Source organism: Lysinibacillus sp. GW823-FHT02G10 (assembly GCF_058797135.1).
Window position 1 is genome coordinate 74,046 of the sequence record NZ_JBXAJI010000010.1, and the last position, 15,859, is coordinate 89,904.

At 36.8% G+C, this 15,859-nt stretch carries 16 protein-coding genes and 1 tRNA gene; 3 read left to right on the forward strand and 14 right to left on the reverse strand.

The annotated features are described in order from the left end of the window. Nucleotides 1-30 precede the first annotated feature (30 nt). The 5 genes from AC1RFD_RS20445 to groES form a co-directional block, all read right to left on the reverse strand. Entirely contained in the window at nt 31-1,041 is a 1,011-nt protein-coding gene (locus AC1RFD_RS20445; protein WP_054548889.1) for an ABC transporter substrate-binding protein, read from the reverse strand. Between the two features lie 10 nt (nt 1,042-1,051). Continuing rightward, entirely contained in the window at nt 1,052-1,813 is a 762-nt protein-coding gene (locus AC1RFD_RS20450; RefSeq protein ID WP_054548890.1) for an ABC transporter ATP-binding protein, read from the reverse strand. A 4-nt stretch (nt 1,814-1,817) separates the two neighbouring features. Continuing rightward, nucleotides 1,818-2,897, reverse strand: a complete 1,080-nt coding sequence (locus tag AC1RFD_RS20455; RefSeq protein WP_054548891.1) for a FecCD family ABC transporter permease — start codon at nt 2,895-2,897, stop codon at nt 1,818-1,820. Nucleotides 2,898-3,250: 353 nt separating this feature from the next. Next, nucleotides 3,251-4,882 (reverse strand): chaperonin GroEL, encoded by a 1,632-nt coding sequence (gene groL, locus AC1RFD_RS20460; RefSeq protein WP_004224361.1) that lies wholly within the window; start codon nt 4,880-4,882, stop codon nt 3,251-3,253. Nucleotides 4,883-5,011: 129 nt separating this feature from the next. Then, a complete protein-coding gene (gene groES / locus AC1RFD_RS20465; protein WP_004224358.1) occupies nt 5,012-5,296 on the reverse strand; it encodes a co-chaperone GroES in 285 nt (94 codons plus the stop codon). Nucleotides 5,297-5,467: 171 nt separating this feature from the next. Between groES and AC1RFD_RS20470 the strand changes: the two genes are divergently transcribed. Then, entirely contained in the window at nt 5,468-6,232 is a 765-nt protein-coding gene (locus tag AC1RFD_RS20470) for a CPBP family intramembrane glutamic endopeptidase (RefSeq protein WP_036075465.1), read from the forward strand. Between the two features lie 77 nt (nt 6,233-6,309). On the opposite strand, the gene tatC is transcribed toward AC1RFD_RS20470, so the two are convergent. The 3 genes from tatC to AC1RFD_RS20485 all read right to left on the reverse strand — a co-directional run bounded on the left by tatC (nt 6,310) and on the right by AC1RFD_RS20485 (nt 8,137). Beyond that, a complete protein-coding gene (gene tatC / locus AC1RFD_RS20475; RefSeq protein WP_048394925.1) occupies nt 6,310-7,134 on the reverse strand; it encodes a twin-arginine translocase subunit TatC in 825 nt (274 codons plus the stop codon). Nucleotides 7,135-7,151: 17 nt separating this feature from the next. Continuing rightward, the gene (locus AC1RFD_RS20480) at nt 7,152-7,337 is read right to left on the reverse strand and encodes a twin-arginine translocase TatA/TatE family subunit (RefSeq protein WP_008176991.1); all 186 of its coding nucleotides are present in this window, start codon (nt 7,335-7,337) and stop codon (nt 7,152-7,154) included. Nucleotides 7,338-7,501: 164 nt separating this feature from the next. Further along, complete coding sequence (locus tag AC1RFD_RS20485; RefSeq protein ID WP_004224350.1) at nt 7,502-8,137, reverse strand: redox-sensing transcriptional repressor Rex; 636 nt, start codon at nt 8,135-8,137, stop codon at nt 7,502-7,504. A gap of 253 nt (nt 8,138-8,390) precedes the next feature. Here AC1RFD_RS20485 and AC1RFD_RS20490 point away from each other — a divergent pair, with 253 nt between their 5' ends. Next, nucleotides 8,391-10,334, forward strand: coding sequence for an ABC transporter ATP-binding protein (locus AC1RFD_RS20490; protein ID WP_416141187.1), 1,944 nt, complete (start codon nt 8,391-8,393; stop codon nt 10,332-10,334). 434 nt (nt 10,335-10,768) lie between these two features. Here the strand turns inward: AC1RFD_RS20490 and tsaD are convergent, their stop codons facing one another. The 6 genes from tsaD to AC1RFD_RS20520 all read right to left on the reverse strand — a co-directional run bounded on the left by tsaD (nt 10,769) and on the right by AC1RFD_RS20520 (nt 14,445). Continuing rightward, entirely contained in the window at nt 10,769-11,785 is a 1,017-nt protein-coding gene (gene tsaD, locus AC1RFD_RS20495) for a tRNA (adenosine(37)-N6)-threonylcarbamoyltransferase complex transferase subunit TsaD (RefSeq protein ID WP_416141188.1), read from the reverse strand. Next, complete coding sequence (gene rimI, locus AC1RFD_RS20500; protein WP_054548892.1) at nt 11,785-12,237, reverse strand: ribosomal protein S18-alanine N-acetyltransferase; 453 nt, start codon at nt 12,235-12,237, stop codon at nt 11,785-11,787. The genes tsaD and rimI overlap by 1 nt, the downstream gene beginning before the upstream one ends. Continuing rightward, complete coding sequence (gene tsaB / locus AC1RFD_RS20505) at nt 12,230-12,937, reverse strand: tRNA (adenosine(37)-N6)-threonylcarbamoyltransferase complex dimerization subunit type 1 TsaB (RefSeq protein WP_048394916.1); 708 nt, start codon at nt 12,935-12,937, stop codon at nt 12,230-12,232. The genes rimI and tsaB overlap by 8 nt, the downstream gene beginning before the upstream one ends. Next, complete coding sequence (gene tsaE, locus AC1RFD_RS20510) at nt 12,934-13,383, reverse strand: tRNA (adenosine(37)-N6)-threonylcarbamoyltransferase complex ATPase subunit type 1 TsaE (RefSeq protein WP_048394914.1); 450 nt, start codon at nt 13,381-13,383, stop codon at nt 12,934-12,936. The genes tsaB and tsaE overlap by 4 nt, the downstream gene beginning before the upstream one ends. Before the next feature lie 180 nt (nt 13,384-13,563). After that, the gene (locus tag AC1RFD_RS20515; RefSeq protein WP_048394912.1) at nt 13,564-13,902 is read right to left on the reverse strand and encodes a hypothetical protein; all 339 of its coding nucleotides are present in this window, start codon (nt 13,900-13,902) and stop codon (nt 13,564-13,566) included. A gap of 467 nt (nt 13,903-14,369) precedes the next feature. Then, a tRNA-Asp gene (locus tag AC1RFD_RS20520) sits at nt 14,370-14,445 on the reverse strand. A 209-nt stretch (nt 14,446-14,654) separates the two neighbouring features. Between AC1RFD_RS20520 and AC1RFD_RS20525 the strand changes: the two genes are divergently transcribed. After that, a complete protein-coding gene (locus AC1RFD_RS20525; protein WP_054548894.1) occupies nt 14,655-15,719 on the forward strand; it encodes a M24 family metallopeptidase in 1,065 nt (354 codons plus the stop codon). The last annotated feature ends 140 nt before the right edge of the window (nt 15,720-15,859 follow it).

Sequence of the window (15,859 nt, forward strand, 5' to 3'; positions counted from 1 at the left end):
ATTCGACCCGCTAGGACAGCACTTTTTGTTTTATTTAAATAAGTCTGGATACATTTCTTTTGCTAATGCTTCCATTCCATCAATTGTGTTATAGCCATAGCCAAACATGTAATTGTAATCTACAATATACATTTGTTTATTTTTAATAGCCTTCATGCTTGATAGTTTAGGATTCGCATAAATTTCTTCACGTACTTTTGTCAAATCAGAACCATCCCAGTTAGGAAGAATTAATACATCTGGATCTGCTGCAATTAATGTTTCAACACTTACATCGCCTGTTTCATCTTTAAAAATATTATCTAATTTAACCATTTTGAATGCATCATTAAAGAATGTTTCATCGTGTGCTGGATAAACAAAAAGCTCTTTTGGATCATTTGTATGCAAATAGGCAAATGTTTTTTCTTCTTTTATACTTTCTAATTTTGAGGAAATATCTTGTTGTCGACCTTTTAATTCTTTAATAAAGCTATCTGCTTTGTCTTGAACATTAAAAATTTCACCAATATTCTTTATATCTTTATAAATAGAATCATATGTGCCGCCTGTTACGGATGACTCTAAAACATATGTTTTTACACCCATTTCATTAAGCGAATCTACTGTCCCTACTCCCCATTCAGCATTATCAAATAAGCCACCACGACCAAATACTAAATCAGGATCAGTACCTAATGTAACCTCTTTCCCAACATATTCATCACTTAAAATATTTAGCTTAGCATACTCTTCTTCAACAGCTTTATCAACTGCACCAAAGTTTGCACCAACACCAACGATTTTATCGCCTAATCCTAAATGTAATAATAATTCTGCAGCTGGACGTGTATTTGCCATAATTCTTTCTGGTGCTTGATCAAATACTTGATCTTTCTTTTCCCATGTTGATCCACCTTCAGCCTTTGTAAAGTTCTCAATTGTCAGTGGATAATGCTCTTTTGTTTGAGTTTCCTTAGATGTATCTTTTGATGTGTTACCGCAGGCTGTTAATGTTAATAAAGCTGCTAAACCAATTCCTAATAATAATTTTTTCTTCATGTTTTTCCTCCTACAGTCCATATGCAAAGCCTAATCCATTCGTCACTGGATTAGTAAACGTTTGACATTTGATATGATATAAAGCTTCTATTGTTTCTGGTGTTAAAACTTCTTGGGGTGTACCATGTGCATAGATTTCACCATCTTTTACTGCATAAAGATAATCACAGTAATGTGCTGCCATTTCTAGATCATGAAGAGCTGCTAAAACACCGATGTTTAAACTTTTTACACAGGATAGTATTTCAATTTGATAACGAATATCTAAATGATTTGTTGGTTCATCCAAAATCATAAATTTAGGCTGCTGGGCAATCGTTCTAGCTAAAATAACCCTTTGCTTTTCACCACCAGATAGTGAAAGAAAACTGCGTTCTCTATAAGATTGTAAGTTCGTTCTTGTCAATGCCTCTTCTACGATGTCAAAATCCTTTTGGTTATCTGACTCTAGCATTTTTTTATGAGGTGTTCTACCTAACATCACCATTTGTTGTACCGTTAAATCAAAGTGCATTTCATTGAATTGTCCAACTACACCTAAGTGTTGAGAAATCTTTTTTTCGGCGCTTTTTAAAACATCTAAATCATCTAAGAAGACCATCCCTTTTTGAGGTACTAGGCTTTTATAAATGCTTTTCAGTAAAGTTGATTTTCCGCATCCGTTTGGTCCGATTAAGCCCACAAATTGTTGCTTATTCACATGAATGGATACGTTTTTTACGATTTCCTTTTTGCCGATTTTTACTTCTATTTCCTTTGCTACTAATTCCATTGTTCTACCCTCCGAAGTTGTAACCTTTTTTTACAATCATATAGATAAATAATGGTGACCCAATGACAGAAGTAATAATACCAATCGGTAATTCCACATTTTGGATTAACGTTCTAGACAGAATATCAGCCCAAATCATGAAAAGGCCTCCTAAGAGCAATGTTCCTAACATTAATCGTTTGTGATCTGCCCCGAAAATACCTCTTGTGATATGAGGAATAATTAAACCAACAAAACCGATCATACCTGCATAAGCGACCATCGTTCCTGTAATAAGCGAGGTAAGAATCATATATAATTTACGATAAGCACTTAAATTGATCCCTAAGGTGATAGCTGATTCATCTCCAAGTAGCATTGTGTTTAGCACACGATGTTGGAAAAGGAATAATGCAGCTCCTAGTACAATCACGATTGTTAAAATTGGTGTTTTGTCCCAGCTGGCAGATGCTAAACTCCCCATAGACCAGAACGTAACAGTTTTAATGCCCTCTGCATTATTGGCAAAAAAGATGATAAGGCTTGAAAACGAACTACATAATGCACCGATAACAACCCCTGATAAAACCAATTTTACTGAGGTTGCTTTACCTCCAATGCTGGATAAGATAAGCACTGCCATAGAGGTAATCATCGCCCCTGCAAATGCACCAAAGGCTACTCCAAATTGTGCTAACAATGCACTACTCCCAAAACCAACTAGAATAGCAAAGGTTGCACCTAATGACGCTCCTGAAGAAATACCAAGTATGTATGGATCAGCAAGCGGGTTTTGGACAACTGCCTGCATGACAGCCCCACACAATGCAAGACCGACACCAATCAATAAGGCAAAAACCACACGCGGCATTCTGACCTGTAGAATAATATTCAAATAGGATTCACTTTCCACACTATCAAGTGTTCCAAGTTTTCCATTGGATATAGTATGTAGCAAAATATCCATCGATTGCTTGAAAGGAATGCTGACTTGTCCTATTGATACAGAAAAAACGGCAGATATTAAAATGGAGGCTATTAAAAGCAAGATAATAACATAATAAATATTGCCCGTCCCTATTCTGTTAGCTTCCTGTTTATTCAAGATTTCACCTCTATCTATTTAACTATTAATCAATGATAACGATTATCATTTTCATTTGTATTGTAAGTGATAATCCATTGAAAAACAACAGGAAAATTTTTAATTATAGATTATGCATACATTCAGTAGATAAATATTCCACTACTGGCGGGTTTTAATTCGCTAAAATTATTGTTCCGATAGAAATTAAAACAGCTCATTGTAAATTCCGGATATTATATAGCGAAGAAAATTTAAGGATTTTTATTTAAACTCTGTTCTAATAAAAAATCAAAATAAAAAACCACTTTCCATAAAATTATGGAAAGTGGTCATATTTACTTAAAAGATTGTGCTTTAGTTTAAGCTAAATCTTACATCATTCCTGGCATACCGCCCATGCCGCTCATATCTGGCATTGCTGGTGCTGCTTCAGGGATATCTGCTACAACCGCTTCTGTTGTTAAGAATAGGGCTGCAACTGATGCTGCGTTTTGTAAAGCTGAGCGAGTTACTTTTGCTGGGTCTACTACGCCTGCTTCCATCATGTTTACCCATTCGCCAGTTGCTGCATTGAAACCAATGCCAACTTCTTCACGTTTTAGACGATCTACGATAATTGAGCCTTCAAGACCAGCATTATTAGCAATTTGACGAACTGGTTCTTCTAAAGCACGTAGAACGATTTTCACACCTGTAGATACGTCGCCTTCTACTGCTTCAGCCGCTTTTTCTACTGCTGCATAGACGTTTAGAAGAGCAGTACCACCACCTGATACGATACCTTCTTCAACAGCCGCACGAGTTGAGTTTAAAGCATCCTCAATACGAAGTTTACGCTCTTTCAGCTCTGTTTCTGTTGCAGCACCAACCTTGATAACTGCTACACCGCCTGCTAATTTTGCAAGACGTTCTTGTAATTTTTCTTTATCGAACTCTGAAGTAGTTTCAGCAAGTTGTGCACGAATTTGACCAATGCGTGATTCAATTGCGTCTGCTCCGCCTACACCTTCAACGATTGTTGTGTTGTCTTTTGTTACAACAACTTTTGCTGCACGACCAAGTGCAGAAATATCAGCTGATTTTAGGTCTAAGCCTAATTCTTCTGTAATCACTTGTCCACCTGTCAGGATAGCAATATCTTCAAGCATTGCTTTACGTCGATCACCGAAACCTGGTGCTTTTACTGCTACAGCATTAAATGTACCACGAAGTTTGTTCACAACAAGTGTTGCAAGAGCTTCACCTTCTACATCTTCAGCAATCATTAAAAGTGGACGACCTTGTTGCACCACTTGCTCTAATAATGGTAATACTTCTTGAATGTTTGTAATTTTTTTATCAGTAATTAAAATGTATGGGTTATCAAGAACCGCTTCCATTTTATCTGTGTCAGTTACCATGTAGTGAGACGCATAACCACGATCAAACTGCATACCCTCAACTACATCTAACTCTGTTGTGAAGCCTTTTGATTCTTCAATTGTAATAACTCCATCGTTACCAACGCGTTCCATTGCTTCAGCGATTAGTTGTCCAACTTCATCATCTGCAGCAGAAATAGCAGCAACTTGTGCAATTTCTTCCTTATTGCTTACTGGGCGAGAAATAGCGTGTAATTCAGTAAGTGCTGCAGCAACTGCTTTATCGATACCTTTACGGATACCTACTGGATTTGCGCCAGCTGTAACGTTTTTCAAGCCTTCACGAATAATTGCTTGAGCTAATACTGTTGCTGTAGTTGTACCATCACCAGCGATTTCGTTTGTCTTAGAAGCAACTTCTGCTACTAATTTTGCTCCCATGTTTTCGTATGGGTTTTCTAGTTCGATTTCTTTAGCGATTGTCACACCATCATTTGTAATAAGTGGTGAACCGAATTTTTTTTCTAAAACAACATTACGTCCTTTTGGTCCTAATGTTACTTTTACTGCATTTGCTAATTTATCTACACCTTGTAACATTAATGAACGAGCGTCTTCTGAGAATTTAATATCTTTTGCCATGAGAATTTACCCTCCTGAAATGGAATATTCGTTAAGCTTCTTCAATATATTTATATCAATTTCACCTTATTGTCACATTTGTTATGCAAACAATAAGTATTCACCTTACGTAAGGTGCCTTTAAAGTTCTTATTCAATAATTGCAAGAATATCGCTTTCGCGTAAAATTAGGTATTCATTACCTTCAAATTTAACTTCTGTGCCAGCGTATTTAGAGAAAATAATGCGGTCGTCAACTTTAACGTCAAGCTCTACACGTTGCCCGTTCTCTAATACACGACCTGTCCCAACTGCTACTACTTTACCTTCTTGTGGTTTTTCTTTTGCAGAGTCAGGTAGTACAATACCGAATGCAGATTTTTCTTCTACCTCGATTAGTTCAATTACAATACGATCTCCTAGTGGTCTTAACAAGTGAAACAACCTCCTAATAGTTAAATAATTGTTGATATTTATTAGCACTCTATATCAATGAGTGCTAACACAATTATTATGATAATCAATCACTCTTTTTTTTGCAAGTCAGAACTTCAAAAAATTTTGTTTTCTTTCCATATTCCTCTACAATAGAAAGGAAGCATATGAATGGAAAGGATTTTGACTGTGACTAATTCTCAAAAAGTAACGAAACATAAAAAAACAGCCCTGTATGTTTTGCTGATTTATATCTTGATGCAAATCTCTAGCAGATGGTTGCTCTTACCGTTCCATAAGCTCATCATGAAGGTAACTGGTTTAGCTTCTGAACAAGCGGCTCCTATTACTCAAGGTTGGTATATCGCACTAAGTTTTGCGGTAGCGCTCATTTTAAGCTTAATCCTTACATCTCGAGATAAAGCATTTTGGAACATTTATCAAGGAAAAAAAGAAACGATACCTCTTACGATTGTGTGGGGAATCATCGGCTTTTTCCTAGTGTTCTTTGGACAAATGATTGGTGCAGCTATTGAGATGGCTGTTTTCGGTATTGAAGGAGGCTCACAAAATACTGCAGATATTGTCGCGATAGCTAAAGGTGCTCCCATCGCCATATTAGCAATTGTTGTATTCGGGCCAATCTTAGAAGAATTCGTCTTCCGTAGAGTGATCTTTGGCTCGCTTGTCCAAACAACAAATTTCTGGGTGGCAGCAATTGTGAGTGCCATTTTCTTTGCGATTATCCACTTCGACTTCTCACATATCTTGCTTTATACCATCTGTGGTTTAATTTTCGCCTTTTTATATCACAAAACAAAGCGCATTTGGACGTCTATTATTGCACACGTCATGCTTAATGGATTTGTGACACTTGTACAATTCTATGCGGAACCATTGCAAAAGTTTCTTCAAGAACTCGAAAAAATGCAATAAATTTTTGTAAAGCGATTGTAAGATGCAAAAATAACACAAAAGCTCGGTGTCCCATTTAGGGCACCGAGCTTTATTTATTACTGTTGATTCAATTCTTCTATTTGTCGTCGTTGCTGCTCAAGTGCTTCTTCAATCTGGCGCTTTTGCTCCGCTTCCTGTTCTTCTTTTAATCGAATCTCTTCGGATTTAAGATATTTCTTATAACCAATTCGTGAAATCATAATACTAATTTCATACAAAATAAACAGCGGAACTGAAACCATTAAATGTGAAGCCAACTCAGGTGGTGCAATAATCGCAGCACATACAAATAAACCGAAGTACGAGTATTTACGAATACGAATTAGTAATTCCGGACTTAATATGCCAATTCGTGAAAAGAATAAAACAACAATTGGCAACTGGAAAAGGAAACCGAACGGTATTGTAAGCTTAAACAAGAATGTAAAATACTCATGAATACCAATGGTTTGCTGTATCTCCAAATCATTCGATAAATTCATCATGAATTTGATGACATATGGGAATAGTAAAAAGTACGAAAAAGATAACCCTGCAAGAAACAATAAAAATGAATACGGAATATAGCTTAGAGTTGCTTTACGCTCTACTTCCCTTAATCCAGGGCTAATAAACGACCATAATTGATACATCAACACGGGTGATGAAAGAATAAATGCAATTATAAAAACAACTTGTATATAAATTGCAAGTGGTGTGACTACGTCAAATGCATGAAGCTCTATATTATATTTGGCTCCAGTCATTTGAAGGTATTTTACAAGTGGCTTTGCGACAAAAAAGGCGCCGGCCATAGCTAGAACAAAGAAAACGGCAACAATGAACAGCCGTTTTCTTAATTCTTCTATATGCTCAATGACAGTTAGATCTTTTGGATTCATTCCTCAAACATCCTAACTTACTTATCTAGTTCTTTCTTTTTCTTATCATCATCATCTTCGTCGGCTAAACCTTTAGTAGCATTTTTGAATTCACGTAGTGTTGAACCAAATGCCTTACCAAGCTCTGGTAACTTTTTAGGACCAAAAATTAGTAACGCGACAACTCCGATAATAATGAGGCTCATAGGACCAATACCACCCATTACAGCCACCTCCTCTTTATATCCATCATTTTAACGCATATTTCGCCATTTTGCTAACTAATTATATGTGAAAGTTTTTCGTCACACTCACTGATTTGACCTCATTTTATTTAAATTATCTATTTGACAGAAACGGTGAATTACACTAAAAAATATGTATGATTTCACTCTTCCTGATTACGAATTAAATAAATAAGCGCTTGCAACTCTACCGATAAATCGATTGTTAAAAGCTGCATTCTATCAGGTACTGTTAATCGCTCTGGCGTAAAGTTTAAAATTCCCTTTGCATTCATGGCTGCTAAGCGATCCGCCATTTTTTGAGCGGAGCGTGGTGAAACCGTTAAAATAGCAAGCTCTGCACCGTATTCTGCATATTTTTCTTCCAATAAATCTGGATGAAAGACCGGAATGTTACTGATCATTTTGCCATCCTTCGGTGCTTTTGAATCGAATGCTACCACAATATGTGTATTATGGTTTTTTTGAAAATTATATTTTAATAATGCACTGCCTAAATTCCCCACACCAATTAACGCTACTTTTGTCGTTTCATGTTGATCAAGCGTCTGGCTAAAAAATTGTAATAGATGCTGCACATCGTAGCCATAACCTTTTTTCCCAAGTGCACCAAAATAAGAAAAATCACGGCGAATAGTTGCAGAATCTATTTTCATCGCTTCACTCAATTCCTTCGACGAAATACGTTCCATACCTTCTTGTGCAAAGTTTTGAATAAATCGATAGTAAAGAGGAAGTCTTTTTGTAGTGGCTTGTGGAATTTTTAATTCTTGTTTCAAACTTTTTCCTCCTTATGATGTACCTCCATCAATTTTACTGTCTTTAACTACTAATTTTAATACATTCATCCTTAACAATATACAACATTTTTGCAATCCCCTGCTGTATTTCTCTTTAGTTAATGGCGCCTTATACGCAGCTAACTAAAAAGAAATCGTTTCAATCTTACATGACTGCTAGGAATAAGTAAAGCACGGACATTGCATGCAAATCGTTCATCCATTACACTAAGGTAGAATTGAGGTGTCAAGAATGATTGTTTTACAGGTCAATCAACTAACTAAATCCTTTCTTGCAGATGAAATTTTAAGTGGTGTTAAATTAGAAGTTCAACACCGTGACCGTGTTGCCTTAGTAGGACGAAACGGTGCAGGTAAATCTACTTTATTAAAAATAATTGCTGGTCAAATGTCTTATGATTCAGGTGATATCATTATCCCAAAGGATATTCAAATAGGCTATTTAGAGCAACATGCAGGATTAAACTCTACGCTAACAATTTGGAATGAAATGATGACTATATTTGAATCTCTTTTAGCCCAAGAACAGCTGCTACGCTCACTTGAACAACAAATGGCTGATCCTACTGTCTATGAAAACCCTACTATGTATGCGAAAGTTATGTCGGAATACGATCAATTACAGCATACGTTTAAAGATGCAGGTGGCTATCAATATGAATCAGACATACGGTCAGTCCTTCATGGTATGCAATTTTATTCCGAAGACTATGACAAACCCATCAGTTCCTTATCTGGTGGACAGCGCACACGTTTAGCACTTGCTAAGCTCTTACTTAGTAAACCAGATCTTTTAATTCTCGATGAGCCAACGAACCATTTAGATATCGAAACACTATCTTGGTTGGAATCCTATTTAAAGGGCTATGAAGGCGCTATTTTAATTGTTTCCCATGACCGCTACTTCTTAGACCAAGTCGTTTCTATTGTCTACGAAGTATCTCGTCATCGCGTTACCAAATATCCGGGTAATTATAGTGCATATCTAGATGAAAAAGCTAAAAATTATGAGCGTGATGTCAAACTCTTTGAACGTCAGCAAGATGAAAAGGCCAAGCTAGAGGATTTTATCCAAAAAAATATTGCACGTGCTTCTACAACAAAAATGGCACAAAGTCGACGTAAAATGCTTGAACGTACCGAGTGGATGGAATCGCCGGATGGTGATGAGAAATCCGCTAGTTTCGGTTTCACGATTGAACGTCAAAGTGGAAATGATGTTTTATCTGTTGATGAATTAACGATAGGTTATAACGATCGTACCATTTCTAGTGGGATAAACCTCCGCACTTTTCGTGAGGATCGTATTGCCCTTGTTGGACCAAACGGAGTTGGTAAATCGACATTATTAAAAACAATTGTAAAAGATTTATCCCCTCTTGGAGGTAGTATTCGTTATGGTACGAATGTACAAATCGGCTACTATGATCAAGAGCAAGCAAAGCTATCGAGCAATAAGAGTGTCCTAAAAGAATTATGGGATGAATGGCCACTCATGAACGAAAAAGATATTCGAACTGTATTAGGGCGTTTTCTTTTTAGTGGTGAAGATGTGGATAAAGCTGTATCCTCTTTATCGGGCGGTGAAAAAGCACGCCTTGCACTCGCAAAGCTAATGATGCAAAAGGCTAATTTCTTAATTCTAGATGAGCCTACCAATCATTTGGACTTAGATAGCAAAGAGGTATTAGAAAATGCCTTGATTGATTATCCAGGTACGCTTCTATTTGTCTCACACGACCGCTACTTCATTAATCGTATCGCAACAAAAGTGGTGGAGTTATCTGGAACGGGTTCATTTGAATATTTAGGTGATTACGATTATTACGTTGAGAAAAAGCAGGAACTATTAGAGCTAGCACAAATGAAGGCTGCCTCCCAACCACAAGTACAGCAAGACCTCCCTGATAAAACGTCTACATCAAAAATTGATAAAGAAGCAAAAAAGCGTGAACGTCAAATTAGACGTACGATTGAAGATTTAGAAAGCAAGATGCAAGAAACATCTGCTATTGTTGCAAGACTAGAAGAAGCTCTTTGTGACTCTGCCATTTTTACCGACCATGAAAAAATTTCAATGCTTCAAGCAGAATTATCAACTGCTAAAGAACAGCATGAGCTATTAGAATTAGAATGGCTTGAGTTAAATGAAGAACTTGAAAATATTAGTATGTAAATGATGTAAGCCATGTGAAAGGTCACATGGCTTTTTCTTTACTTGTCTTCATTTTTCATATATATTGGTCAAGTGCTATTTTTCGACAAAAAATGCCCACAGTTTTATTCACACTACAAATATAGTAGTACCAACATATCAACAGAGTTTTCCACATTGTCCACAATGAAAATTTATTTTATCCACATTCTATCGGATAAAACCAGCTACTATATATTGAATAATCACAAGTTATACACAAGTTATCAACAATTTGTGCATAAGTACGCGTGTTCGCCATTTAATTCGCTCCTTTACCTGTGGATAATTTTCTGAAAAATTTGTCAATTGTGATGCCTCTACTGACTATTCCCTTAGCACGGTTCTTTTTTATCAACAATTATTCGACAATTTAAAAAAGAGATATCTAAAAATATAGATACCTCTTTCCTACACTATACCCAGGATTTTAACTCCATTCCTGGACGTCCATTCATCATTAAGTTTCCTCGAATACCAGCCTCAAACATCGGCATAGCTGCTGCGCCAATCATTGCCGCATTATCAGTACACAATTTAAGCGGCGGTACAAAAAACGGGATACCTTCCTCTTCAAATACAGTCTCCAAAGAAATTCGCAACCCCTTATTTGCTGCTACCCCTCCAGCTGCAATAACCTGTTTCACCTGATATTCGCGAGCAGCACGTAATGTCTTAGCAGTCAGTACTTCAATAACACTTTCCTGAAAGCCCTTGGCAACAGCTGCTGGTGAAATAGCTTCACCTCGTTGATCCATATTATGTTTATAATTGATGACAGCTGATTTTAAACCGCTAAAGCTAAAATCATATGAATCCTCTTCTAACCATACTCTTGGAAAAGGAACAGCCTCTCCTTCCTCATGAGCAAGACGATCAATATGTGGCCCACCAGGATAAGGTAAATTTAAAACACGCGCCACTTTATCATAAGCTTCACCAGCTGCATCATCTCGTGTTTCACCAATGAGCTCAAAAGAGCCATGTTCCTTCATATAGACAAGCTCTGTATGACCGCCTGAAACTACTAGTGCTAATAAAGGGAACTCCATCGGCTGAACAAGCGCATTGGCATAAATATGCCCTGCAATATGATGCACACCTACAATTGGTAGGTTATTCGCAAAGGCAAAAGCCTTCGCTGCATTAATGCCAATCAACAATGCCCCTACAAGACCCGGACCCTCTGTAACAGCAACCGCATCCAAATCTACCGGCTTTAAATTTGCTTGAGCTAATGCTTCTTCAATTACCATCGTAATTTGTTCAACGTGATGGCGTGATGCAATTTCAGGAACAACGCCACCAAATCGCTTATGACTCTCTATTTGAGAAGCAACAACATTCGACACGATTTCATGACCATTTCGTATAATCGCTGCAGCTGTTTCATCACAGCTTGATTCTATTGCTAATATCAATCCATTATTCATTATAAATTCACCCACATGACAAGGGCATCCTCCCCGTTATCCGTATAATATCCTTTCCGTATACCACCATCTTGGAATTGGAGCTTACGATAAAGATTTTGTGCAACTGTGTTCGTTACTCGTACCTCCAATGTCATAACCTCCATTCCATGTAAACGAGCTATTTGCATTGCCTCACGCATTAATCCCTCGCCTATACCTCGTCCACGAGCTGCCTCAATAACAGCTACATTCGTAATTTGGGCTGCATCTATAACCATCCACATCCCGCAAAAACCAATAATACTTCCACTTGCATCAACAGCCAGCACATAATGGGCATACTGATTTTCATGTACTTCATAGTAAAAGGAATCCAACGTCCAAGGTACAGGAAATGAAGCTACTTCAATTTCATAAACTGCTGGTACATCATCAGAAACCATTTTACGATAAGTTACATCACTACTCATGTTCTTTCTCCTTCTGTTCTTTCAGCCAATTTGCTTCAGCCTCTGCAATTCGTTTATATTGTGGGACAAAGTGATGAGTAGCTTCAACACTCGGTAATTCCACTTTAGTTCCTACACGAATAACTTCCGTTGCACGTGGCAAGTCAAGACTAAAAGGTGCACGAAAAGCGTTATCGCCAAGCTCCTCTACAATGTTATCCCAAAATAAGCCCACATCTGTTCCTACAAATAAAATAGGTGCATCTAATGCCCTTAAACGCTCTAATAAATCAGCGATATGTGCATGATGATCCTCCACAAGAGCCTCTAGAGTCACTCCTTGATAAACAGCTGTATAAACATTATCTCTTCTTGCATCAAAAATTGGACAAATTAATCCATTATAAAGGGTAGCATTTGCAGCTAATGCTTTTAAGCTAGAGACACCAACTAAAGGTATCTGTAATGTCCATGCTAGGGTTTTCGCTAATGTTACACCTATACGGACCCCTGTATACGAACCTGGCCCTTCAGACACTGCAATAACATCCAAGTCGCCTGCCTTCAAACCTGCTCTTGCTAATACCTCTTCAATAGCGGGCATTGCGCCTGCTGAATGTGTTAATTTTATATTTTGTACCAGCTCAGCTACCACTTTTCCATCCCTCACAATAGCAACGGAAAGTGGTGTATTCGCTGTTTCTATTCCTAACCAAATCATTTCATTAGCTCCTCACATAGTGCCTCATAGCGTTCCCCACTAGGTATTAACACAAATCGTCGTTCATTGTCTCCGATTCGATAAATCTCTATCGCTAATCGATTCCGTGGCAAATCCTGTTCTATTAAATGCGCCCACTCTACCACTGATACTGCATCTCCATAAAATAATTCATCCCAACCAAGGTCCTCGTCACTTTCAGCCAAACGATAAACATCTAAATGATTGAAGGGTAAACGTCCTTCATACTGTTTAATGATTGTAAATGTTGGACTGTTGACCGTTCTTTTCACACCAAGCCCTTTTGCTAAGGCCTTCGTAAACGTTGTCTTGCCTGCACCCAAATCTCCTTCTAATGTAATTGTATCTTGAGCTTCTAGTAATTTTGCAAGTGTCACGGCAAAACGCTCTGTATCATCAACTGAATTCATGATTATTTCATACATTCTCATTTTTCCTCTCATCACTACATTACCTCTAGTTTACCTAAACTAGCGAAAATGTTCAAAGCATCCAATATCATTATATCCTACATAGATTATCTTCGTTAAAAAGCCTAATTTTATGACATAGGTAGCCATTTAAATAAAAAAACACGCCTTCTTTTACAAAGACGTGACAACTATTTATCTGTTTGAATGACCTTTCACTGCTATGATTTCTTTGCCAATTAGTTTATCATCCTTAAATTTTACTATATAGGCCTGTGTCATCAAGATTTCATCATTCCAACGATATTCATTATTTTTGATTTTTTTACCTGCGCCGCCTGCTGCTTCTACTACCTCAATATATGACATATCATTTTTTAATTTCTCAAATTCTACTTCGTTCATATTTTTTTGCCAGTGATACGCATTTGATTCTTCAATCTCCATAATAGGATCTCCACAGCCTACCATCATTATCATGGAACCAATAAGCAAAGGGAAATAAATACTTTTAAAAGAATAATCTTTGCTCATATAAACACCTCCGTAGCCAATCCGATTACATCTACTTTTTTACCCCTAATCTTTATATTAGAAACATCTCTAATTTTACCTTATAGAAACGCTATCATTTATCGGTAATTTTTACTATTTTTAGATAATGTTAAATATATGAAATTCGCTATGTTTATGGCTATATTATCGATCATTTCACAGCGATTTAAGCCATTTTTTAGATACACTTGATATGTTTTAGGGAAATAGATGTTGTTTATGAAATAATAAAGGGAAGTTGGTCTCAAATACTTCACAAAATGTTATGCTTTTAGCCTCTGTGTTTCTACTAGGCAGTGTTGATCCTTTCGACATTATTCATTTGTCATGTAATTTCTACTTAATTTACTGATAAACTCCTGAAAGATGAATTGGATCCATACTCCAATCACATACAAAAAAGTCCCTATGATGTAAAATCATAAGGACTGTAATATCAATTTAAATGGCGGTCCCGACCGGGATCGAACCGGCGATCTCCTGCGTGACAGGCAGGCATGTTAACCGCTACACCACGGGACCTCTTTAAGACATTTATAAATATATCATAGAAAATATAGATATACAATATCTTTTTTCACATTTTTTTAATATATTTTCCAACACTCTTTAATCTAGGATAGAGGTTATCCTGCAATGCATTTTCCACATAATCAACATCTAATTTCATATAAGCTCTAAACATGATGCAAATTTTGCAGTATATTTAACTTTGAAGGGGGAAACATAACATGTCAAAATTAGAACAATTACAAGCAGCCTTACAGCTCCACAATACCGATGCAATTATTATCACAAATGCTCAAAATCGTCGCTATCTAACAGGTTTTACAGGTAGTGCAGGTACAGTTATTGTAACAAAGACACGCGCACTTTTATTAGTAGACTTCCGCTACACTCAGCAAGCAACAAATCAGTGTGACACCTTTGAAGTACTAGAGATTGATCGCAACCATTTATATGAAACCATTCAGGAAATTCTTGAACAGGAATTAATTCAAACTGTTGGTTTTGAGCAACATCATGTAACTTATTTTAGCTATCAATTAATGAAGAGCAAATTGACAGCTATATTAAAACCAATGCCTACTATTGTAGAAGATTTACGGATGATTAAAACACCAGAAGAAATTGAAATAATTAAGAAAGCAGCATGGATTTCCGATGAGGCGTTTAATCATATTCTGACATTCATCAAACCAGGTATTTCAGAACTTGAGATTGCCTATGAATTAGAGTCTCATATGCGAAAAAATGGTGCAACAGGTGCAGCCTTCGATATGATTATTGCTTCTGGCCATCGTTCAGCACTCCCACATGGTGTAGCATCCTCTAAAATAGTGGAGCAAGGTGACATGTTGACAATGGATTTTGGTGCTTACTACCGAGGTTATCGTTCTGATATGACAAGAACGATTGCTGTTGGAGAACCATTAGAGCAATTAAAAGAAGTATATCAAATAGTTTATGGTGCCTTACAGCATGCCCTTTCCAATATGAAGGCTGGTATAACTGGACAAGAGGCCGATAGTTATTCACGAGACTACATTACTAAAAAGGGATATGGACAAAATTATGGACACGGTGCAGGACATGGTATAGGCTTAGATATCCATGAAAACATATTTATGTCTACCATATGTAAAGACATGTTAGAAGAAAATATGGTACTAACTGTCGAACCGGGTATTTATATACCTAATGTAGGTGGTGTTCGAATCGAGGATGATGTTATCGTTACAAAAGAAGGTGTGGAAGTCATCACTCACTCTCCTAAGGAACTCATTATTTTATAGCCCATTAAAGTGATGTTTTATATGGAGATATCATTAAAGAAGTTTAGCTGCTTACTTTGATATATAACAAATGTTTTAAAGAGTAAGTACAATAAATTCTTTGTACTTACTCTTTTTATAAAAGAAAAAACAGCCAACAC

Bases quoted from the DNA above. Each gene is read 5' to 3' on its own strand.
- AC1RFD_RS20445 (WP_054548889.1), bottom strand. From the start codon at position 1,041: ATGAAGAAAAAATTATTATTAGGAATTGGTTTAGCAGCTTTATTAACA.
- AC1RFD_RS20450 (WP_054548890.1), bottom strand. From the start codon at position 1,813: ATGGAATTAGTAGCAAAGGAAATAGAAGTAAAAATCGGCAAAAAGGAA.
- groL (WP_004224361.1), bottom strand. From the start codon at position 4,882: ATGGCAAAAGATATTAAATTCTCAGAAGACGCTCGTTCATTAATGTTA.
- AC1RFD_RS20470 (WP_036075465.1), top strand. From the start codon at position 5,468: ATGGAAAGGATTTTGACTGTGACTAATTCTCAAAAAGTAACGAAACAT.
- tatC (WP_048394925.1), bottom strand. From the start codon at position 7,134: ATGAATCCAAAAGATCTAACTGTCATTGAGCATATAGAAGAATTAAGA.
- AC1RFD_RS20480 (WP_008176991.1), bottom strand. From the start codon at position 7,337: ATGGGTGGTATTGGTCCTATGAGCCTCATTATTATCGGAGTTGTCGCG.
- AC1RFD_RS20490 (WP_416141187.1), top strand. From the start codon at position 8,391: ATGATTGTTTTACAGGTCAATCAACTAACTAAATCCTTTCTTGCAGAT.
- tsaD (WP_416141188.1), bottom strand. From the start codon at position 11,785: ATGAATAATGGATTGATATTAGCAATAGAATCAAGCTGTGATGAAACA.
- rimI (WP_054548892.1), bottom strand. From the start codon at position 12,237: ATGAGTAGTGATGTAACTTATCGTAAAATGGTTTCTGATGATGTACCA.
- tsaB (WP_048394916.1), bottom strand. From the start codon at position 12,937: ATGATTTGGTTAGGAATAGAAACAGCGAATACACCACTTTCCGTTGCT.
- tsaE (WP_048394914.1), bottom strand. From the start codon at position 13,383: ATGTATGAAATAATCATGAATTCAGTTGATGATACAGAGCGTTTTGCC.
- AC1RFD_RS20515 (WP_048394912.1), bottom strand. From the start codon at position 13,902: ATGAGCAAAGATTATTCTTTTAAAAGTATTTATTTCCCTTTGCTTATT.
- AC1RFD_RS20525 (WP_054548894.1), top strand. From the start codon at position 14,655: ATGTCAAAATTAGAACAATTACAAGCAGCCTTACAGCTCCACAATACC.